The following is a 17,480-nucleotide window of genomic DNA, read 5'->3' on the forward strand; positions in this document are numbered from 1 at the left end:
CGGCCGTATCGAACGAACCGGGGTTACTTCTTGAGCGCGGCCATCGCCTTCGCGGTGACCTCGTCCACCTTGCCGAGCGCCGAGATCGTCACGACCAGGTTCTGCGCCCGGTAGTAGTCGATGATCGGCTCGGTCTGCGTGTGGTAGACCTCCAGGCGCCGGCGGACCGTGTCCTCGGAGTCGTCGTCACGCTGGTAGAGCTCGCCGCCGCAGACGTCGCAGACGCCTTCGGCCTTCGGCGGGGTGTACGTCACGTGGAACACGTGAGCGCTGTTGTTGCGGCAGATGCGGCGACCCGCGATCCGCTTCACAACCTCGTCCTCGGGGACCTCGAGGTCCAGGACCGCGTCGAGCTGCATGTCCTCGGCCTTCAGGACGACGTCCAGGGCCTCGGCCTGAGCCACGTTGCGGGGGAACCCGTCCAGCAGGAAGCCGTTGGCGGCGTCCGACTGCTCCATCCGGTCCTTGGCCATCCCGATGGTCACCTCGTCGGGCACCAGGTCGCCGGCGTCCATGAACGCCTTGGCCTTGAGACCCAGATCCGTGCCCTGAGAGATGTTGGCGCGGAACAGGTCGCCCGTGGAGATGTGCGGGATGTCCAGGTTCTTGGCAAGGAACGCAGCCTGCGTTCCCTTGCCGGCACCGGGCGGTCCGACGAGGACGATTCGCATCAGCGGAGGAACCCTTCGTAATTGCGCTGCTGGAGCTGGCTCTCGATCTGCTTCACGGTCTCCAGCCCCACACCCACGATGATGAGGATGCTCGTCCCACCGAAGGGGAAGTTGGCATTGGCGCCACCGAAGCCTGCCAACGCCATCGTCGGCACAAGAGCGATCAGACCCAAGTACAGCGAGCCCGGCCAAGTGATCCGGTTGAGCACGTAGCTCAGATACTCGGCAGTAGGTCGACCAGCCCGGATACCCGGGATGAAGCCACCATACTTCTTCATGTTGTCGGCGACTTCCTCGGGGTTGAACGAGATCGCCACATAGAAGAAGGCGAAGAACACGATCAGAAGGAAGTACGTGGCGATGTAGTAGGGGTGGTCACCCTTGACGAAGTGGGCTTCGATCCAGGTCTTCCACCCTGCGGTGGAGTTCGAGAACTGCGCGATCAGAGCCGGGATGTAGAGCAGCGACGAAGCGAAGATGACAGGAATCACACCCGCCTGGTTCACCTTCAGCGGGATGTACGTGGACGTACCGCCGTAGGAACGCCGGCCGATCATGCGCTTCGCGTACTGCACCGGGATGCGGCGCTGTGCCTGCTCGACGAAGACCACGAGGGCCACCATCACGAAGCCGATGAGGATGACGGTGCCGAACTCGATCCAGCCCTTGGCGAGCTTGCCGCTCTCCTTGATGGCCCACAGGGCGCCCGGGAAGCCGGCGGCGATCGAGATGAACATCAGGATCGACATGCCGTTGCCGATGCCGCGGTCGGTGATGAGCTCACCGAGCCACATGACGATGCAGGTACCGGCGGTCATCGTGAGGACCATCGTGGCGATGGTGAAGATCGACGGGTCGGGGACGACCTGGTCCGCGACACGGCAACCGCTGAACAGCGCACCGCTCTTGGCGGTGGCCACGAGACCGGTGCCCTGAAGCACTGCGAGGGCGACCGTCAGGTACCGGGTGTACTGCGTGATCTTGGCGGTACCGGACTGACCCTCCTTCTTGAGGGCTTCGAGCCGCGGGATCACGACGGTCAGCAGCTGCAGGATGATGCTGGCCGTGATGTACGGCATGATGCCGAGCGCGAAGATGGTGATCTGCAGCAGCGCTCCGCCACTGAACATGTTGACCAGGCCGAAGAGGCTGTTGTTGCCCTCGCTGGCCTGCTTGACACACTGCTGGACGGCCTCGTAGCTGACGCCGGGGACCGGGATGTGGGCCCCGAGGCGGTACAGCACGATGATGGCGAGCGTGAAGAGCAGCTTCTTGCGCAGGTCGGGCGTCTTGAACGCCCGGGCGAACGCGGTGAGCACGGTGCCTCCTGCGACCCCCGCGCTAGGCGTCAAGGGTGACGGTCTTGAGGTTCGACGAATAGGTATCGGTCATCAATCCCGTGCGGGCATACCGCACGGAGTCTAGACAGTGCACGCCACCTTACCGGCGACCATGCCCCCCTAGGAACGACCAATCGGGGATGCCCCTTTTGGGAGGCATCCCCGATCGGATGTTCAAGCCATCGAGTCGTCTCAGACGAGCTCGGTGACGGTGCCGCCGGCAGCGGCGATCTTCTCCTTGGCGGAGCCGGAGACGGCGTCGACCGTCACCTGCAGCGCCACGGTGATCTCGCCGGTGCCGAGCACCTTGACGAGCTGGTTCTTGCGAACCGCACCCTTGGCGACCAGATCGGCCACCGTGACCTCGCCACCCTGCGGGTAGAGCGCGGTGAGCTTGTCCAGGTTCACGACCTGGTACTCGGTGCGGAACGGGTTCTTGAAGCCCTTGAGCTTCGGCAGACGCATGTGGAGGGGCATCTGCCCACCCTCGAAGCGCTGCGGAACCTGGTAACGGGCCTTCGTGCCCTTGGTACCACGACCGGCCGTCTTACCCTTCGACGCCTCACCACGACCGACACGGGTCTTCGCGGTCTTGGCGCCGGGGGCGGGACGGAGGTTGTGGGCCTTCAGCGGGTTGGTCTCCGCCATGTCAGTCAACCTCCTCGACCGTCACGAGGTGGCGGACGGTGTGAACCATTCCGCGGAACTCGGGGCGGTCCTCCTTGACAACCACGTCGTTGACCTTCTTGAGGCCAAGCGAACGCAGGGTGTCGCGGTGGTTCTGCTTGCTGCCGATGTACGACTTCGTCTGCGTGACCTTGAGGCGAGCCATTACGCACCCGCCCCAGCACGTGCACGAAGCAGAGCCGCGGGGGCGACGTCCTCGAGGGGCAGACCACGGCGAGCCGCGATCTCCTCGGGACGCTGCAGGCCCTTGAGGGCCGCCACGGTCGCGTGCACGATGTTGATCGCGTTGGACGAGCCGAGCGACTTCGACAGGATGTCGTGAACGCCGGCGCACTCCAGAACGGCGCGCACCGGGCCACCGGCGATAACACCGGTACCGGGGGAAGCCGGCTTCAGCAGCACGACGCCCGCGGCACGCTCACCCGTGATCGGGTGAGGGATCGTGCCCTGGATGCGGGGAACCTTGAAGAAGTTCTTCTTGGCTTCCTCGACACCCTTGGCAATGGCCGCGGGAACTTCCTTGGCCTTGCCGTAACCGACACCTACGGTGCCGTCACCGTCGCCCACCACGACCAGCGCGGTGAAGCTGAAGCGGCGACCACCCTTGACAACCTTGGCGACGCGGTTGATCGCGACAACGCGCTCAACGTACGCGGTCTTCTCGGCGGCAGCGCCACCGTCGCGGCCCTTCCGGTCCCGCCGCTCGCCGCCACCGGCACCGCTTCCGCGGCGCTGGGGTCCAGCCATTGGATTTACCTCTCTCTGTTACGTCCGTTAGTCCCGGAACCGGGGCTTAGAACTTCAGCCCGGCTTCGCGGGCGGCGTCAGCCAGAGCGGCAATGCGCCCGGCGTACCTGTTGCCACCACGGTCGAACACGACAGTCTCGACGCCAGCGGCCTTGGCGCGCTCGGCGACAAGAGCGCCGACCTGCTTGGCCTGCGCGGACTTGTCACCCTCGCCACCACGGATCGACGCGTCCAGGGTCGACGCCGACGCAAGGGTGTGACCCTTGAGGTCGTCGATGACCTGAGCGGTGATACCGCGGTTCGAACGCGTCACGACGAGGCGCGGACGCTCCGCCGAACCCGACACGTTCTTGCGGATGCGGATGTGGCGGCGAGCCTTGGCCGCGCGCTTGTAAGCGTCGCCCTTGGCGATCTTCACACCGTATGCCATGGCTTACTTACCAGCCTTTCCGACCTTGCGGCGGATGACCTCGCCGGCGTACTTGACGCCCTTGGCCTTGTACGGGTCGGGCTTCCGCAGCTTGCGGATGTTCGCCGCGACCTCGCCGACCTTCTGCTTGTCGATGCCCTCGACCGAGAACTTCGTCGGCGACTCGACCTTGAACGAGATGCCCTCGGGCGCCTCGACGAGGATCGGGTGGCTGTAGCCGAGCTGGAACTCCAGGTTGGAGCCCTTCGCGGCCACGCGGTAACCGACACCGCTGATCTCGAGCGCCTTCACGTAACCCTGGGTCACACCGGTGATCATGTTGGCCACCAGCGTGCGGGACAGGCCGTGAAGGGCCTTGTTCTGACGCTCGTCGTTCGGACGGTTGACGTTGAGCACGCCATCCTCGCCCTTAACGATCTCGATCGGCGCGGCGACGGTGTGGCTCAGGGTGCCCTTGGAACCCTTGACCGTGACCGTGCGGCCCTCGATGGTGACGTCCACGCCGGCGGGAACCTGGATAGGCAGCTTGCCAATACGCGACATTAGCTATTCCTCCGTTCCCGACTACCAGACGTAGGCGAGGACTTCCCCACCTACGCCCTTCTTGCCTGCCTGCTGGCCGGTCAGGAGGCCGTGGGACGTGGAGATGATCGCCACGCCCAGACCGCCGAGGACCTTCGGCAGGTTGGTGGACTTCGCGTAAACCCGGAGACCGGGCTTCGAGATCCGCTTGATGCCCGCGATGGAGCGCTCACGGTTCGGACCGAACTTGAGCTCGAGGACGAGGTTCTTGCCGACCTCGGCGTCCTCGACCTTCCAGCCCGTGATGAAGCCCTCCTGCTGGAGGATTTCCGCGATGTGAGACTTGATCTTGCTGTGCGGCATAGCCACGGAGTCGTGGTACGCCGAGTTCGCGTTACGCAGACGAGTCAGCATGTCCGCGATCGGATCAGTCATGGTCATGAATTGGCCTTCGGCCTCTCTCGCCGGGGTTTCCAGTGCGCCATCCCTCTCCCCACACAGGGGCGGGACGGGTGCGGCGCGGGGACCTACGGCGTAGTAAGTCGTACGGGCGACGGACGCCCAACCCTCCTAGCCTAAGCCATGGAGGGATGGGCATCCGACAACCCAGTGCTTACCGAGAGACTCCGGTCATCCCAACTAAGGGATTACCAGGAGCTCTTGGTCACGCCCGGCAGCTCGCCACGGTGAGCCATCTCACGAAGGCACACGCGGCACAGGCCGAACTTGCGGTACACGGAGTGGGGACGACCACAGCGCTGGCAGCGCGTGTAGCCACGCACGCCGAACTTGGGCTTGCGAGCAGCCTTCGCGATGAGAGCCTTCTTCGCCATCTCGCTTACGCCTCCTTGAAGGGGAAGCCGAGGTGACGCAGAAGGGCACGGCCCTCGTCGTCGTTGGTCGCCGTGGTCACCACGGTGATGTCCATACCCCGGACACGGTCGATCTTGTCCTGGTCGATCTCGTGGAACATGACCTGCTCCGTGAGACCGAAGGTGTAGTTGCCACGCCCGTCGAACTGCTTGGGGGACAGACCACGGAAGTCGCGGATGCGCGGAAGCGCGAGCGACAGGGTGCGGTCCAGGAACTCCCACATGCGGTCGCCACGGAGGGTGACGTGCGCACCGATCGGCTGGCCCTCACGCAGCTTGAACTGCGCGATGGACTTGCGAGCCTTGGTGACGGCCGGCTTCTGGCCGGTGATGGTGGTCAGGTCACGGACGGCACCGTCCATGAGCTTCGAGTCACGGGCGGCGTCGCCGACACCCATGTTGACCACGATCTTCACAAGGCCGGGAACCTGCATGACGTTCTCGTACGAGAACTCCTCACGCAGCTTGCCCGCGATCTCCTCGCGGTACTTCGTCTTGAGACGCGGAGTGGTGGTAGCCATCAGATGTCCTCACCCGTCCGCTTGGCAACGCGGATCTTGTTGCCCTCGTCGTCGAAGCGGTAACCGACACGCGTGACGACCTTCTTGCCGTCCTTCTCCACCACGAGCTGAACGTTGCTCACGTGGACAGGGGCCTCGGTCGTGACGATGCCACCGGCCTGCGACGGGCCGGCCTTGGTGTGCTTCTTGACCCGGTTGACACCCTCGACGAGGACACGGTTGTCGCGGGGGAAGGCCGTGATGACCTTGCCCTGCTTGCCCTTGTCCTTACCGGTGATGACCTGGACCAGGTCGCCCTTCTTGATCTTCATGCTTACAGCACCTCCGGCGCGAGCGAGATGATCTTCATGAACTTCTTCTCGCGCAGCTCACGGCCCACCGGGCCGAAGATACGGGTGCCACGAGGGTCGCCGTCGTTCTTGAGAATGACAGCGGCGTTCTCGTCGAAGCGGATGTACGAGCCGTCCTGGCGGCGGCGCTCCTTGACGGTGCGAACGATGACCGCCTTGACGACGTCACCCTTCTTCACGTTGCCACCGGGGATCGCGTCCTTGACGGTGGCGACGATGACGTCACCGATGCCCGCGTAGCGGCGACCCGAGCCACCGAGAACACGGATGCAAAGGATCTCCTTGGCACCAGTGTTGTCGGCGACACGCAGTCGCGACTCCTGCTGGATCACGTCTATCTCCTGATTGTCTGCCGGTTCCCGGCCGGGGCTTCAGCTGAAGCCCCGGCCGAGCCTGGCGGAACGAACTCGAAGGGTTACCCCTTCAAGCTGCGGTTACTGGATTTCGCTGACGCGAAATGCCTACTTGGCCTTCTCGAGGATCTCGATGACGCGCCAGTGCTTCGTCGACGACAGCTTCCGGGTCTCCATCAGGAGGACGCGGTCACCGATGCCGGCAGCGTTCTGCTCGTCGTGAGCCTTGAGCTTGTTCGTACGGCGGATGACCTTGCCGTACAGCGCGTGCTTGACGCGGTCCTCGACAGCGACGACGACGGTCTTGTCCATCTTGTCGCTGACGACCAGGCCCTCGCGGACCTTGCGAGCGTTGCGCTCGGTCTTCTCAGTCACGTTGCTCTCGCTCATCAGGCGTTCTCCACCGTCTCGATGCCCAGCTCGCGCTCACGCATCAGGGTGTAGATCCGGGCGATGTCCTTACGGACGGACTTGAGCCGGCCGTGGTTCTCGAGCTGGCCCGTCGCCGCCTGGAAGCGGAGGTTGAACAGCTCTTCCTTGGCCTCGCGGAGCTTGTTGAGAAGCTCCTCGTTGCCCAGCTCGCGCAGCTCGGACGCCTTGGTACCGGCGGTCATCACAGCTCACCTGCTTCGCGCTTAACGATCTTGCACTTCATCGGCAGCTTGTGGGCCGCACGGGTCAGGGCCTCGCGCGCGATCTTCTCGTTCGGGTAGGACAGCTCGAACATCACCCGACCGGGCTTGACGTTCGCGATCCACCACTCCGGCGAACCCTTACCGGAACCCATGCGGGTCTCGGCAGGCTTCTTGGTCAGCGGGCGGTCCGGGTAGATGTTGATCCAGACCTTGCCGCCACGCTTGATGTGGCGGGTCATCGCGATACGAGCCGCCTCGATCTGGCGGTTGGTCACGTACGCCGGCGTGAGGGCCTGAATGCCGTACTCGCCGAACGCAACCTGCGTACCACCCTTGCTCATACCCGAGCGCTTGGGGTGGTGCTGCTTGCGGTGCTTGACCCTACGGGGGATCAGCATTTCGGTCAGGCCTCCGTTCCGGTGCTCTCAGCCGGAGCGGCAGCGGCGGCGGGAGCGTCGGCCTTGGGGGCCTCGGCAGCCGGCGCGGACTGCTGCTGCGGCTTGCGGCCGCGGCCGCCACGCTCGCCACCGCGGCCACCACGGCCGGCGGGACGGTCGCCAGCGCCACCCGCACCACGGGCCGGGCGGTTACCCGCACGGGCCGCAGCGTTCTCGGCGCGGACCTCGGCGATGTTCTTGACGTCGCCCTTGTAGATCCAGACCTTCACGCCGATGCGGCCGAAGGTCGTCTTGGCCTCGAAGAAGCCGTAGTCGACGTTCGCGCGGAGCGTGTGCAGGGGCACGCGGCCCTCGCGGTAGAACTCCGAGCGGGACATCTCGGCGCCGCCGAGGCGACCGCCGCACTGGATCTTGATGCCCTTGGCGCCGGCCTTCATCGTGCCCTGCATGCTCTTACGCATGGCGCGACGGAAGGAGACGCGGGAGGAGAGCTGCTCGGCAACGGCCTGAGCAACCAGCTGAGCGTCCATCTCGGGGTTCTTGACCTCGAGGATGTTCAGCTGGACCTGCTTGCCCGTGAGCTTCTCGAGGTCGCCGCGGATGCGGTCGGCCTCGGCGCCACGGCGGCCGATGACGATGCCGGGACGCGCGGTGTGGATGTCCACCCGCACGCGGTCACGGGTGCGCTCGATCTCAACCTTCGAGATGCCGGCGCGCTCCATGCCGGACGTCATCATCCGACGGATGGCGACGTCTTCCTTGACGTAGTCCTTGTACAGCTTGTCGGCGTACCAGCGGGACTTGAAGTCCGTGGTGATGCCGAGCCGGAACCCATGCGGGTTAACCTTCTGGCCCATTACCGGGTTCCTTCCTTGCTGCTGACGACCACGGTGATGTGGCTGGTCCGCTTACGGATCCGGTAGGCGCGGCCCTGAGCACGCGGACGGAACCGCTTCAGGGTCGGGCCCTCATCCACGTACGCCTCGCTGATGACCAGCGAAGAGGCGTCACTGTGGTCGTAGTTGTGCGCGGCATTGGCAATGGCGCTGTCCAGCACCTTGCCAACCGGCACGCTCGCGGCCTGCGGGGCGAAACGCAGGACCGCCTGAGCCTCCGTGGCATCCATGCCACGGATAAGGTCCACCACTCGGCGGGCCTTCATGGGCGTAACGCGGATGTACCGCGCCTGGGCCCTGGCTTCCATGGTTGTCCTTCCAGTGTCTGTCATGGTCATTCCACCCCGCTACTAGCGGCGCTTCGACTTCCGGTCGTCCTTCACGTGACCCCGGAAGGTGCGCGTCGGCGAGAACTCGCCGAGCTTGTGGCCGACCATCGACTCGGTGACAAACACCGGAATGTGGGTCTTGCCGTTGTGCACCGCGATCGTGTGGCCGAGCATGGCCGGGATGATCATCGAGCGACGGGACCAGGTCTTGATGACGTTCTTGGTACCGGCTTCGTTCTGTACGTCCACCTTCTTTACGAGGTGGCCGTCAACGAAGGGTCCCTTCTTGAGACTGCGCGGCATCTAAACCCGCTCCTAGCGCTTCTTGTTCGTCTTGCGGCGGCGGACGATGTACTTGCTCGAAGCCTTCTTCGGCGAGCGAGTACGACCCTCCTTCTGACCCCACGGGGAGACCGGGTGGCGACCACCGGAGGTCTTACCCTCACCACCACCGTGCGGGTGGTCAACCGGGTTCATCGCCACACCGCGGACGGTCGGGCGGACGCCGAGCCAGCGCTTGCGGCCGGCCTTGCCCCAGTTGATGTTCGACTGCTCGGCGTTGCCGACCTCGCCGATCGTGGCGCGGCAGCGGGCGTCGACGAGACGGATCTCACCGGACGGCATACGAAGGTGGGCCATCGTGCCCTCCTTCGCCAGCAGCTGCACGGAGGCACCAGCGGAGCGCGCGAACTTGGCGCCGCCACCGGGACGGAGCTCGATCGCGTGGATCGTGGTACCGACCGGGATGTTGCGGAGCGCCAGGTTGTTGCCGGGCTTGATGTCAGCGCCGGGGCCGTTCTCGACGCGGTCACCCTGCGTCAGACCCTTGGGGGCGATGATGTAGCGCTTCTCGCCGTCCACGTAGTGGAGCAGCGCGATGCGCGCCGTGCGGTTCGGGTCGTACTCGATGTGCGCGACCTTGGCCGGCACGCCGTCCTTGTCGTGACGACGGAAGTCGATCACACGGTAGGCGCGCTTGTGTCCGCCACCCTGGTGGCGAACGGTGATCCGACCGGTGTTGTTACGGCCGCCCTTGCTGTGCAGGGGGCGAACCAGCGACTTCTCCGGCGTGGACCGCGTGATCTCGACGAAGTCGGCAACGGAGGAGCCACGGCGGCCCGGCGTTGTCGGCTTGTACTTGCGGATTCCCATTTCTCAGTCCTCGTCCGATTCCGGACGATCCAGACCGCCCTTAGGCGGTCGGACCGCCGAAGATGTCGATACGGTTGCCCTCGGCAAGGGTCACGATGGCGCGCTTGGTGTCCTTGCGCTTACCGAAACCGGCCTTGGTGCGCTTGCGCTTGCCCTGGCGGTTGATCGTGTTGACCCCGGTGACCTTGACCGAGAAGACCGCCTCGACGGCCTGCTTGATCTGAGTCTTGTTGGAGCCAGGCGCGACGATGAACGTGTACTTGTTCTCGTCCAGCAGAGCGTAGCTCTTCTCCGAAACGACCGGCTTGATCAGAATGTCGCGCGGGTCCGAGAAGGTCTTGCTGGTGACGACGGCCTCAGTCATCAGGCGTCGCTCCCTTCGGTCTCAGCGGTCTGGGGGCCAGACACGAAGGACTCGAGGGCGGCCTTGGTGAAGACCACGTCGTCGGAGACGATCACGTCGTACGTGTTGAGCTGGCCCGGCTCCAGGATGTGCACCTGGGGCAGGTTACGAGCGGACAGCCACGCGGCCTCGTCGGAGCGCTCGACGACCAGGAGCAGGTTCTTGCGCTCCGAGATCTTGCCGAACAGCGTCTTCGCGGCCTTGGTGGAGACCTCACCCTCGACCACGCCGGTCACGACGTGGATGCGGGAGTGGGTGGCCCGGTCCGAAAGGGCACCGCGGAGGGCGGCGACCTTCATCTTCTTCGGGGTCCGCTGCGAGTAGTCACGCGGCTGCGGGCCGTGGACGACGCCACCGCCGACGAACTGCGGAGCGCGGGTCGAACCCTGACGGGCGCGGCCGGTGCCCTTCTGGCGGTAAGGCTTCTTGCCACCACCACGGACTTCGCCACGGCGCTTGGTCTTGTGCGTGCCCTGACGGGCCGCGGCCAGCTGCGCGACGACGACCTGGTGGATCAGCGGAACGCTGACCTTGGCGCCGAAGATCTCCTCGGGGAGGTCGACGGTCCCGGTCTTGTCGCCTGCCGGCGAAAGGATGTCAATGGTGCTCATCGGTTCCTCAAACCCCCTTGGCCGCGGTGCGGACCAGGACGAGGCCACCGTTAGGGCCGGGGACGGCGCCCTTGATGAGCAGCAGACCCTTCTCGGCGTCAACGGCGTGGACGGTCAGGTTCTGGGTGGTCACGCGCTCGTTGCCCATGCGACCAGCCATCTTCATGCCCTTGAAGACACGGCCCGGGGTGGCGCAGCCACCGATGGAACCGGGCTTGCGGTGCACACGGTGGGCACCGTGCGACGCCTTGCCACCACGGAAGTTGTGGCGCTTCATGACACCGGCGAAGCCCTTGCCCTTGCTCTTACCGGTGACGTCGACCTTCACGCCGGCCTCGAAGAGCTCGGCGGTGATCTCCTGGCCGAGCGTGTACTCGGAGGCGTCAGCGGTGCGGAGCTCCACCAGGTGGCGGCGCGGGGTGACGTCGGCCTTGGCGAAGTGACCCTTGAGGGGCTTGTTCACCTTGCGCGGGTCGATCTCGCCGAAGGCGATCTGGACCGACTCGTAGCCGTCGACGTCGTTCGTACGCACCTGGGTCACGACATTGGGGCCGGCCTTGACGACGGTCACCGGGACGACCCGGTTGTTCTCGTCCCAGACCTGCGTCATGCCGAGCTTCTCGCCCAGGATGCCCTTGATGTTCTTAGCCATCTCGCGCGCCCTCAGAGCTTGATCTCGATGTCAACGCCCGCCGGGAGGTCGAGACGCATGAGCGAGTCAACCGTCTTCGGCGTGGGGTCGAGGATGTCGATGAGGCGCTTGTGCGTGCGCATCTCGAAGTGCTCGCGCGAGTCCTTGTACTTGTGCGGCGACTTGATGACGCAGTACACGTTCTTCTCAGTGGGCAGCGGCACCGGGCCTGCGACCGACGCACCAGTGCGGGTCACCGTCTCGACGATCTTCTTCGCCGAGGAGTCGATGACCTCGTGGTCGTAGGCCTTGAGCCGGATGCGGATCTTCTGTCCCGCCATGGCTACTAGTAGTCCTTTGTCTCGTAACGCTCTGGAACCCGATCGGCTTCGCCTACTGAAAAGCGTTGTCGTGTCTCCGACCCACGCGGTCGGGCGTGTCGCACTCCCTCTACGCAGAAATCCCTGAGGATTTCCCAACCAAGGGGGCACGGTCGCCATGAACCGCAGGCCGGGGGCAAAACACCCACCGGGCGCCTGGTCTGCACCCCGCTGACGCTTCCCAGAAGATTCCCGTACGTCCGCCCCTGACAAGGGGCGACGAGTACTGTGGGACTCGCTTCCGGTCCTCCCGACGGGAGGCGCGCAGCATCGGCACTCAACCGAGCAACCCCGACAGTCTGCCATACGCGGCCTTCCCGCCGCCAATCGGGAGCGAAGACTGTACCCCACGTCACGTATGGGCATGCGCGCGGGCGCAAGCGCCGGGGTCGGCCGCCCCCCTCCGATTCAACTCAAGCGCCGTGCGCGCTCGGTGAGATGGCGACGCTCGGGGGCACTGCTCGTCCGGCGCGCCGCCTCCCGGTAGACGGTGGCGGCGGTCTCCACGTCGCCGAGGAGTTCGAGCAGATGGGCCCGGGTCGCCAGCAGACGGTGGTGCCCGGCCGTGCGCTTGTCCCGCGCCAGCTCGTCCAGGAGAGCGAGACCGGCCTCCGGTCCGTGGACCATCGCGACGGCCACCGCGCGGTTGAGGGTGACCATCGGATTCGGCGCGGCCCGCTCCAGGAGCTCGTAGAGCGCGAGGATCTGCGGCCAGTCGGTGGCCCCCGCGTTCTCCGCCTCGTCGTGGACCGCCGCGATGGCCGCCTGGAGCTGGTACGGGCCCACCCGACCGCGCGGCAGGGTACGGCTGATCAGCTCGACGCCCTCCGCGACCAGCCGGGCGTCCCACCTCCCCCGGTCCTGCTCCGCCAGCGGCACCAGCTCTCCGTGCGGGCCCGTGCGGGCCGGCCTGCGGGCGTCGGTGAGCAGCATCAGGGCCAGCAGACCCGCCGTCTCGGTGTCCTCGGGCAGCAGCCGGTGGAGCAGCCGCGCGAGCCGGATCGCCTCCGTGGACAGCTCGGGCGCGGTGAGCTCGTCGCCGCCGCTGGCCGTATAGCCCTCGTTGAACACCAGATAGAGCACGTGCCGCACCTCTGCCAGGCGGGCCGTGCGGTCCTCCCCCGCCGGCAGCGACAACGACCCGCCGGCCGCCTTGATCGTCTGCTTGGCCCGGCTGATGCGCTGCGCCATCGTCGACTCGGGGACGAGGAAGGCGGCGGCGATCTGCGCGGTGGTGAGACCGCCGACGGCGCGCAGGGTCAGCGCGATCCGGCTCGGCGGCGACAGATCCGGGTGGCAGCAGAGGAAGAGCAGGGACAGGGAGTCGTCCCGGTCGGTGCCGGGCTCCTCGTCGGCGGCGTGCGCGAGGAGTTCCGAGGCGGGCGTGGCGAGGGCGAGCGAGTCCTCGCGGCGGCGGCGCGCGACCTCGCTGCGCACCTGGTCGACGAGCTTGCGGGCGGCGACGGTGACCAGCCAGCCCCGCGGGTTGTCGGGGACGCCTTCCGCGGGCCACTGCCGGACGGCGGCGATCAGGGCCTCCTGGACGGCGTCCTCGCAGGTGTCGAAGGTGCCGTACCGCCGGACGAGCGTGCCGAGGACCTGCGGCGCGTACGCGCGCAGCAGGTCCTCGACGTCGGCCGGGCCGCTCACACGTCCGCCGCGGACTCGTGCAGGACCGGCCACAGCTCGACGGGGTCCACGTCCGCGAAGGGCATGTCCGCCGCGATCTCCTGGGCCCGCTCCGCGCTGTCGCAGTCGAGCAGGTAGAAGCTGGCCAGGTACTCCTTGGTCTCCAGGTACGGCCCGTCGGTGACCGCGGCGACGCCGCCCTCGCGGCGTACGAGCCGGGCCGCGGCCGCGTCGGCGAGACCGTACGCGCCGATCAGCTCGCCGCTCTCGCGGTACTTCCGGTTGAAGGCCTCCTGGCGGGCGATCGCCTCGGGCCAGGCCTCGGCCGGGAAGGAGTCCCACTTCGCCTGGTTGCCGTAGATCATCGCGACGTACTTCATCTCGGGTGTCCTCCCCGTCCCGCGCGCCCCTGCGGCGCGCTGTCACCCTTCGGTCGTCACCGATGGCGTGTCCTCGACATCCTCTGCGGCGATCTTCGAAGAATTCTCGTCCGGGGGCCAGGTCCTCGCAGCCCGGACCCGCTCCGCACACAACCTCGACCATCGGAAATCCGTCTAGCAGAGGACCGAGAAACCGAGGGACGGACCGTGTACGTGACCCCTGCACCCCGTCGCCGGACGGTGCTCGCCGCCGCGCTCGCCGTCACCTCGGCCGTCGCCGGGTGCTCCGTCCCGGAACCGCGCAGGACCGCGCCGACCGTCGACCCGGCGCCCGGCAAGCCGATCGCCTCCGCACGGACCCGCCGGGCCCTGCTCCTGCAGGTAGCCGCCCACCCGGACGACGACCTGTACTTCATGAACCCCGACACCCAGCGGCTCCTGGACTCCGGGGTCCCGCTGGTCTCCGTGTACGTGACGGCCGGCGAGCACACGGGCCGCAACCGGATCGACGGGATGCCCGAGACTCCTCCGGACCGGGCGGCCTACTCCTCCGCACGCCACCAGGGCCTGCGCCAGTCGTACGCGGAGGCGCTCGGCCTGCCGATGTTCACGCCCTGGCGGCGGGAGGTGCTCACTCTGCCCGGCGGCCGACGGGCGGAGATCGACACACTCGGCCACGGCGGCCGGCGGGTCGAACTGGTCTTCCTCAACCTGCCCATGCACACCACCCGGCGCTACATGGCCGTGCCCGCGCTCTGGCACGACCGTGCCCTGGAGCTGCGGACCCATCTGCCGGCCGGTTCGCCGCTGACCCGCTCGGACACCTACGACTACGACCAGCTGGTCGGCGTCCTCGTCGAGCTGCTCCGCCGCTACCGGCCCACGGTCGTGCACACCCTGGACCCCGATCCGGACATCCAGACCGGCGACGAGGCCACCCGCAAGCGGGACTCCGAGCAGCCGGGCTACTCGGACCACGGGGACCACACGGCGGTCGCCTGCTTCACCTGGGCGGCGCTGAGCCGGTGGGTGTCGGACGCGGTCCGGGACGGCGTCCCCATACCGGCGTTCACCACGACCGCCTTCCGCGGCTACTACAACCGGCACTGGCCCAAGAACCTCCCGCCCCAGGTGCTCGGGGAGAAGGCGGCCCGTCTCGTCCCCTACGGCGGGGACCCGGACTGGCGGTGCGGGAACCCCTCGGGGTGCGGCGACTACGGCGTCGGCGGCGACCGGCCGCTCACCAACCGCAAGGGCTGGGTGCGCTCCACCCACCACCGCTGGCCGAGCGCGGGCCCCGCGCTCGCCCCGGAGGCGGACGGGTCGCTGACCGCGTACGGGGTGCTCGGGCTGCGCGCGGTCCGCTGGCGCGAGACGGAACCCGGCGTCTGGAGCGAACCGGTGGACCTCGGCGGGGGACCGCTCGCGCCCGCGCTCGGCTCGGCCGTGCTCGGCGACGGCCGGGTGCTGCTCTTCGGTGTGCGCTTCGCCGCGCTCGACGGGCACGGCGGGCCGAACCGGCGCGAGCTGGTGCTCCTGGAGCAGGGCTCCCCCGGCGGCCCGTTCCTCGCCTGGCAGGGACTCGGGAATCCGGAGCGCACGGACGACCGGGGACGCCGGGTCGGTGCCCCGGTGGCGGTCGCGGCTCCCGACGGCCGGGTCCATCTCTTCGTACGGAACGCGGACAAGGGCGTCTCGACCCGGGTGCGGGCGGCCGACGGGTCCTGGGGCCCGTGGCGGACGCTGCCCGGAGCGGCGGAGATCCAGGACGGGCTCGCCGTGTCGCTCGACGCGGCGGGCCGGGTGCACGTCCACGCGGCGGGGCGGGAGTCCGTACGGCACTGGGTGGACGGGGTGGAGCGGCCGGAGCCGCTGCCGCTCTCCGGGTCCACGGTGGCGGCGGCCGGCGGGGAGCTGTACTACCGGCGCCCGGCGGCCGGGGAGCTCCTCGGCCCGGACGGCGACGCGGGGCTGGACGGCTACGGCGGTGTGGTGGCCGCGCGCTCCCCGGGCCTCGGGACCGTGCTGCTCGGCACGGACGCCGGCGGGCGGGTGCTGGTGCGGGCCGGTGGCCGGCTGCGTACCCGTACGGCGGGACCTTCGGCGGTGTCCGCGGCCCCGCACCTCGGGCCGCGCCGGGTGACCGTGGTGGGTCTCGGCGCGGACGGGCATCCCTGGAGCTGGCGGCCGTAGAGCGGCCGGCAGGCCGTCGGGGCGCGGTCCGGAAGCGCTCGGGAACGCGGTCCGGAAGCGCTCGGGAACGCGAGAAGGCCCCGCACCTTTCGGTGCGGGGCCTTCCCTTTACTGCTCAGCAGCTCGCTGGAGCCACCAGGTCAGATCACAGATCAGGCAGTGATCTTGACGACCTGGCCGGCGCCGACGGTCCGGCCACCCTCACGGATGGCGAACTTGAGGCCCTCCTCCATGGCGATGGGCTGGATCAGCTCAACGCTCATGGCGGTGTTGTCGCCCGGCATGACCATCTCGGTGCCCTCGGGGAGGGTCACGACGCCGGTCACGTCCGTGGTACGGAAGTAGAACTGCGGGCGGTAGTTGTTGAAGAACGGGGTGTGACGGCCACCCTCGTCCTTCGACAGGATGTAGGCCTGGGCCTCGAAGTTCGTGTGCGGCGTGACCGAACCCGGCTTGATGATGACCTGGCCGCGCTCGACGTCCTCACGCTTGATGCCACGGAGGAGCAGACCGACGTTCTCACCGGCCTGGCCCTCGTCGAGCAGCTTGCGGAACATCTCGATACCGGTGACCGTGGTGGTGGTCTTCTCGGTCTTGATACCGATGATGTCGACGGTCTCGTTGACCTTGAGGATACCGCGCTCGATACGACCGGTGACGACGGTGCCACGACCGGTGATCGTGAAGACGTCCTCGATCGGCATCAGGAACGGCTTGTCGACGTCACGCTCGGGCTGCGGGATGGACTCGTCCACCGCGTGCATGAGGCCGAGGAGCTTCTCGCCCCACTCCTTGTCGCCCTCGAGCGCCTTGAGCGCCGAGACACGGACGACCGGAAGGTCGTCGCCCGGGAACTCGTACTCGGAGAGGAGCTCACGGACCTCGAGCTCGACGAGCTCCAGGATCTCCTCGTCGTCCACCATGTCGGCCTTGTTCAGGGCGACGACGATGTACGGAACGCCGACCTGGCGGGCCAGGAGCACGTGCTCCTTGGTCTGCGGCATCGGGCCGTCGGTGGCGGCGACCACGAGGATGGCGCCGTCCATCTGCGCGGCACCCGTGATCATGTTCTTGATGTAGTCAGCGTGACCCGGGCAGTCGACGTGCGCGTAGTGACGCGACTCCGTCTGGTACTCGACGTGCGCGATCGAGATCGTGATACCGCGCTGGCGCTCCTCGGGAGCCTTGTCGATCTGGTCGAAGGCCGAGGCCTCGTTCAGGTCCGGGTACGCGTCGTGCAGCACCTTGGTAATGGCGGCCGTGAGGGTCGTCTTACCGTGGTCAATGTGACCGATGGTGCCGATGTTGACGTGCGGCTTAGTCCGCTCGAACTTTGCCTTCGCCACTGAA

27 protein-coding genes are annotated in these 17,480 nt (G+C 67.3%); 1 reads left to right on the forward strand and 26 read right to left on the reverse strand.

All coding sequences use genetic code 11. The annotated features are described in order from the left end of the window. Positions 1–23: 23 nt before the first annotated feature. The 25 genes from ACH4MY_RS24400 to ACH4MY_RS24520 all read right to left on the reverse strand — a co-directional run bounded on the left by ACH4MY_RS24400 (position 24) and on the right by ACH4MY_RS24520 (position 13,937). Positions 24–671 (reverse strand): adenylate kinase, encoded by a 648-nt coding sequence (locus ACH4MY_RS24400; RefSeq protein WP_398005852.1) that lies wholly within the window; start codon positions 669–671, stop codon positions 24–26. Continuing rightward, entirely contained in the window at positions 671–1,990 is a 1,320-nt protein-coding gene (secY, locus tag ACH4MY_RS24405) for a preprotein translocase subunit SecY (RefSeq protein ID WP_073910637.1), read from the reverse strand. The genes ACH4MY_RS24400 and secY overlap by 1 nt, the downstream gene beginning before the upstream one ends. 213 nt (positions 1,991–2,203) lie before the next feature. After that, on the reverse strand, positions 2,204–2,659 hold the full coding sequence (gene rplO / locus ACH4MY_RS24410) for a 50S ribosomal protein L15 (RefSeq protein ID WP_030318646.1): 456 nt from the start codon (positions 2,657–2,659) through the stop codon (positions 2,204–2,206). A 1-nt stretch (position 2,660) separates the two neighbouring features. Further along, positions 2,661–2,843 (reverse strand): 50S ribosomal protein L30, encoded by a 183-nt coding sequence (rpmD, locus tag ACH4MY_RS24415; protein ID WP_015035589.1) that lies wholly within the window; start codon positions 2,841–2,843, stop codon positions 2,661–2,663. Further along, entirely contained in the window at positions 2,843–3,445 is a 603-nt protein-coding gene (gene rpsE / locus ACH4MY_RS24420) for a 30S ribosomal protein S5 (protein ID WP_030214033.1), read from the reverse strand. The genes rpmD and rpsE overlap by 1 nt, the downstream gene beginning before the upstream one ends. Positions 3,446–3,491: 46 nt before the next feature. Continuing rightward, complete coding sequence (rplR, locus tag ACH4MY_RS24425; protein ID WP_398005853.1) at positions 3,492–3,875, reverse strand: 50S ribosomal protein L18; 384 nt, start codon at positions 3,873–3,875, stop codon at positions 3,492–3,494. A gap of 3 nt (positions 3,876–3,878) precedes the next feature. Further along, positions 3,879–4,418 carry a 50S ribosomal protein L6 gene (gene rplF / locus ACH4MY_RS24430; RefSeq protein WP_121830637.1) on the reverse strand — a complete coding sequence of 180 codons (540 nt, stop codon included), beginning with the start codon at positions 4,416–4,418 and terminating at the stop codon, positions 3,879–3,881. 21 nt (positions 4,419–4,439) lie between these two features. Continuing rightward, positions 4,440–4,838, reverse strand: a complete 399-nt coding sequence (rpsH, locus tag ACH4MY_RS24435) for a 30S ribosomal protein S8 (protein WP_030359017.1) — start codon at positions 4,836–4,838, stop codon at positions 4,440–4,442. A gap of 206 nt (positions 4,839–5,044) precedes the next feature. Then, on the reverse strand, positions 5,045–5,230 hold the full coding sequence (locus ACH4MY_RS24440; protein WP_003948630.1) for a type Z 30S ribosomal protein S14: 186 nt from the start codon (positions 5,228–5,230) through the stop codon (positions 5,045–5,047). Between the two features lie 5 nt (positions 5,231–5,235). Then, on the reverse strand, positions 5,236–5,793 hold the full coding sequence (gene rplE / locus ACH4MY_RS24445) for a 50S ribosomal protein L5 (RefSeq protein WP_106975815.1): 558 nt from the start codon (positions 5,791–5,793) through the stop codon (positions 5,236–5,238). Then, positions 5,790–6,101, reverse strand: coding sequence for a 50S ribosomal protein L24 (gene rplX, locus ACH4MY_RS24450; protein WP_317874224.1), 312 nt, complete (start codon positions 6,099–6,101; stop codon positions 5,790–5,792). Before rplX ends, rplE begins: the two co-directional genes overlap by 4 nt. Before the next feature lie 2 nt (positions 6,102–6,103). Then, positions 6,104–6,472, reverse strand: coding sequence for a 50S ribosomal protein L14 (gene rplN, locus ACH4MY_RS24455; RefSeq protein ID WP_003956455.1), 369 nt, complete (start codon positions 6,470–6,472; stop codon positions 6,104–6,106). A 129-nt stretch (positions 6,473–6,601) separates the two neighbouring features. Then, positions 6,602–6,883 (reverse strand): 30S ribosomal protein S17, encoded by a 282-nt coding sequence (rpsQ, locus tag ACH4MY_RS24460; protein WP_030318650.1) that lies wholly within the window; start codon positions 6,881–6,883, stop codon positions 6,602–6,604. Beyond that, the gene (rpmC, locus tag ACH4MY_RS24465) at positions 6,883–7,107 is read right to left on the reverse strand and encodes a 50S ribosomal protein L29 (RefSeq protein ID WP_147980754.1); all 225 of its coding nucleotides are present in this window, start codon (positions 7,105–7,107) and stop codon (positions 6,883–6,885) included. Before rpmC ends, rpsQ begins: the two co-directional genes overlap by 1 nt. Next, positions 7,107–7,526, reverse strand: a complete 420-nt coding sequence (rplP, locus tag ACH4MY_RS24470; RefSeq protein WP_015035580.1) for a 50S ribosomal protein L16 — start codon at positions 7,524–7,526, stop codon at positions 7,107–7,109. Before rplP ends, rpmC begins: the two co-directional genes overlap by 1 nt. A 5-nt stretch (positions 7,527–7,531) precedes the next feature. Then, positions 7,532–8,383 carry a 30S ribosomal protein S3 gene (gene rpsC, locus ACH4MY_RS24475; protein WP_030214015.1) on the reverse strand — a complete coding sequence of 284 codons (852 nt, stop codon included), beginning with the start codon at positions 8,381–8,383 and terminating at the stop codon, positions 7,532–7,534. Continuing rightward, positions 8,383–8,730, reverse strand: coding sequence for a 50S ribosomal protein L22 (gene rplV / locus ACH4MY_RS24480; protein WP_016645177.1), 348 nt, complete (start codon positions 8,728–8,730; stop codon positions 8,383–8,385). The genes rpsC and rplV overlap by 1 nt, the downstream gene beginning before the upstream one ends. 42 nt (positions 8,731–8,772) lie before the next feature. Then, a complete protein-coding gene (gene rpsS / locus ACH4MY_RS24485) occupies positions 8,773–9,054 on the reverse strand; it encodes a 30S ribosomal protein S19 (RefSeq protein ID WP_024755409.1) in 282 nt (93 codons plus the stop codon). A 12-nt stretch (positions 9,055–9,066) separates the two neighbouring features. Then, positions 9,067–9,903 (reverse strand): 50S ribosomal protein L2, encoded by an 837-nt coding sequence (gene rplB, locus ACH4MY_RS24490; protein WP_030318653.1) that lies wholly within the window; start codon positions 9,901–9,903, stop codon positions 9,067–9,069. Positions 9,904–9,943: 40 nt separating this feature from the next. Further along, positions 9,944–10,267 (reverse strand): 50S ribosomal protein L23, encoded by a 324-nt coding sequence (rplW, locus tag ACH4MY_RS24495; protein WP_015035575.1) that lies wholly within the window; start codon positions 10,265–10,267, stop codon positions 9,944–9,946. Further along, positions 10,267–10,917: a 50S ribosomal protein L4 gene (gene rplD / locus ACH4MY_RS24500; protein ID WP_398005854.1), complete on the reverse strand. Its 651-nt coding sequence runs from the start codon at positions 10,915–10,917 to the stop codon at positions 10,267–10,269. The genes rplW and rplD overlap by 1 nt, the downstream gene beginning before the upstream one ends. A 7-nt stretch (positions 10,918–10,924) precedes the next feature. Beyond that, a complete protein-coding gene (gene rplC, locus ACH4MY_RS24505; protein WP_024755405.1) occupies positions 10,925–11,569 on the reverse strand; it encodes a 50S ribosomal protein L3 in 645 nt (214 codons plus the stop codon). Between the two features lie 11 nt (positions 11,570–11,580). Further along, a complete protein-coding gene (rpsJ, locus tag ACH4MY_RS24510) occupies positions 11,581–11,889 on the reverse strand; it encodes a 30S ribosomal protein S10 (protein ID WP_003948644.1) in 309 nt (102 codons plus the stop codon). 447 nt (positions 11,890–12,336) lie between these two features. Then, positions 12,337–13,578, reverse strand: coding sequence for an RNA polymerase sigma factor (locus tag ACH4MY_RS24515; RefSeq protein WP_398005855.1), 1,242 nt, complete (start codon positions 13,576–13,578; stop codon positions 12,337–12,339). Beyond that, a complete protein-coding gene (locus ACH4MY_RS24520; RefSeq protein WP_398005856.1) occupies positions 13,575–13,937 on the reverse strand; it encodes a YciI family protein in 363 nt (120 codons plus the stop codon). Before ACH4MY_RS24520 ends, ACH4MY_RS24515 begins: the two co-directional genes overlap by 4 nt. A 213-nt stretch (positions 13,938–14,150) precedes the next feature. Between ACH4MY_RS24520 and ACH4MY_RS24525 the strand changes: the two genes are divergently transcribed. Further along, entirely contained in the window at positions 14,151–16,130 is a 1,980-nt protein-coding gene (locus tag ACH4MY_RS24525) for a PIG-L family deacetylase (RefSeq protein ID WP_398005857.1), read from the forward strand. 152 nt (positions 16,131–16,282) lie between these two features. On the opposite strand, the gene tuf is transcribed toward ACH4MY_RS24525, so the two are convergent. After that, the gene (gene tuf, locus ACH4MY_RS24530) at positions 16,283–17,476 is read right to left on the reverse strand and encodes an elongation factor Tu (RefSeq protein WP_026058274.1); all 1,194 of its coding nucleotides are present in this window, start codon (positions 17,474–17,476) and stop codon (positions 16,283–16,285) included. Positions 17,477–17,480 lie beyond the last annotated feature (4 nt).

This window comes from Streptomyces sp. NPDC017246, from assembly GCF_044331325.1.
Lineage (GTDB): Bacteria > Actinomycetota > Actinomycetes > Streptomycetales > Streptomycetaceae > Streptomyces.

Bases quoted from the DNA above. Each gene is read 5' to 3' on its own strand.
- rpsQ (WP_030318650.1), bottom strand. From the start codon at position 6,883: ATGAGCGAGAGCAACGTGACTGAGAAGACCGAGCGCAACGCTCGCAAG.
- ACH4MY_RS24440 (WP_003948630.1), bottom strand. From the start codon at position 5,230: ATGGCGAAGAAGGCTCTCATCGCGAAGGCTGCTCGCAAGCCCAAGTTC.
- rpmC (WP_147980754.1), bottom strand. From the start codon at position 7,107: ATGACCGCCGGTACCAAGGCGTCCGAGCTGCGCGAGCTGGGCAACGAG.
- rplW (WP_015035575.1), bottom strand. From the start codon at position 10,267: ATGACTGAGGCCGTCGTCACCAGCAAGACCTTCTCGGACCCGCGCGAC.
- ACH4MY_RS24520 (WP_398005856.1), bottom strand. From the start codon at position 13,937: ATGAAGTACGTCGCGATGATCTACGGCAACCAGGCGAAGTGGGACTCC.
- rplF (WP_121830637.1), bottom strand. From the start codon at position 4,418: ATGTCGCGTATTGGCAAGCTGCCTATCCAGGTTCCCGCCGGCGTGGAC.
- rpsC (WP_030214015.1), bottom strand. From the start codon at position 8,383: ATGGGCCAGAAGGTTAACCCGCATGGGTTCCGGCTCGGCATCACCACG.
- rplX (WP_317874224.1), bottom strand. From the start codon at position 6,101: ATGAAGATCAAGAAGGGCGACCTGGTCCAGGTCATCACCGGTAAGGAC.
- rplV (WP_016645177.1), bottom strand. From the start codon at position 8,730: ATGGAAGCCAGGGCCCAGGCGCGGTACATCCGCGTTACGCCCATGAAG.
- rpsH (WP_030359017.1), bottom strand. From the start codon at position 4,838: ATGACCATGACTGATCCGATCGCGGACATGCTGACTCGTCTGCGTAAC.
- rplC (WP_024755405.1), bottom strand. From the start codon at position 11,569: ATGGCTAAGAACATCAAGGGCATCCTGGGCGAGAAGCTCGGCATGACG.
- rplO (WP_030318646.1), bottom strand. From the start codon at position 2,659: ATGGCGGAGACCAACCCGCTGAAGGCCCACAACCTCCGTCCCGCCCCC.
- rpsJ (WP_003948644.1), bottom strand. From the start codon at position 11,889: ATGGCGGGACAGAAGATCCGCATCCGGCTCAAGGCCTACGACCACGAG.
- rplR (WP_398005853.1), bottom strand. From the start codon at position 3,875: ATGGCATACGGTGTGAAGATCGCCAAGGGCGACGCTTACAAGCGCGCG.
- rplP (WP_015035580.1), bottom strand. From the start codon at position 7,526: ATGCTGATCCCCCGTAGGGTCAAGCACCGCAAGCAGCACCACCCCAAG.
- rpsS (WP_024755409.1), bottom strand. From the start codon at position 9,054: ATGCCGCGCAGTCTCAAGAAGGGACCCTTCGTTGACGGCCACCTCGTA.
- rplB (WP_030318653.1), bottom strand. From the start codon at position 9,903: ATGGGAATCCGCAAGTACAAGCCGACAACGCCGGGCCGCCGTGGCTCC.
- rpmD (WP_015035589.1), bottom strand. From the start codon at position 2,843: ATGGCTCGCCTCAAGGTCACGCAGACGAAGTCGTACATCGGCAGCAAG.
- rplD (WP_398005854.1), bottom strand. From the start codon at position 10,917: ATGAGCACCATTGACATCCTTTCGCCGGCAGGCGACAAGACCGGGACC.
- rpsE (WP_030214033.1), bottom strand. From the start codon at position 3,445: ATGGCTGGACCCCAGCGCCGCGGAAGCGGTGCCGGTGGCGGCGAGCGG.
- ACH4MY_RS24400 (WP_398005852.1), bottom strand. From the start codon at position 671: ATGCGAATCGTCCTCGTCGGACCGCCCGGTGCCGGCAAGGGAACGCAG.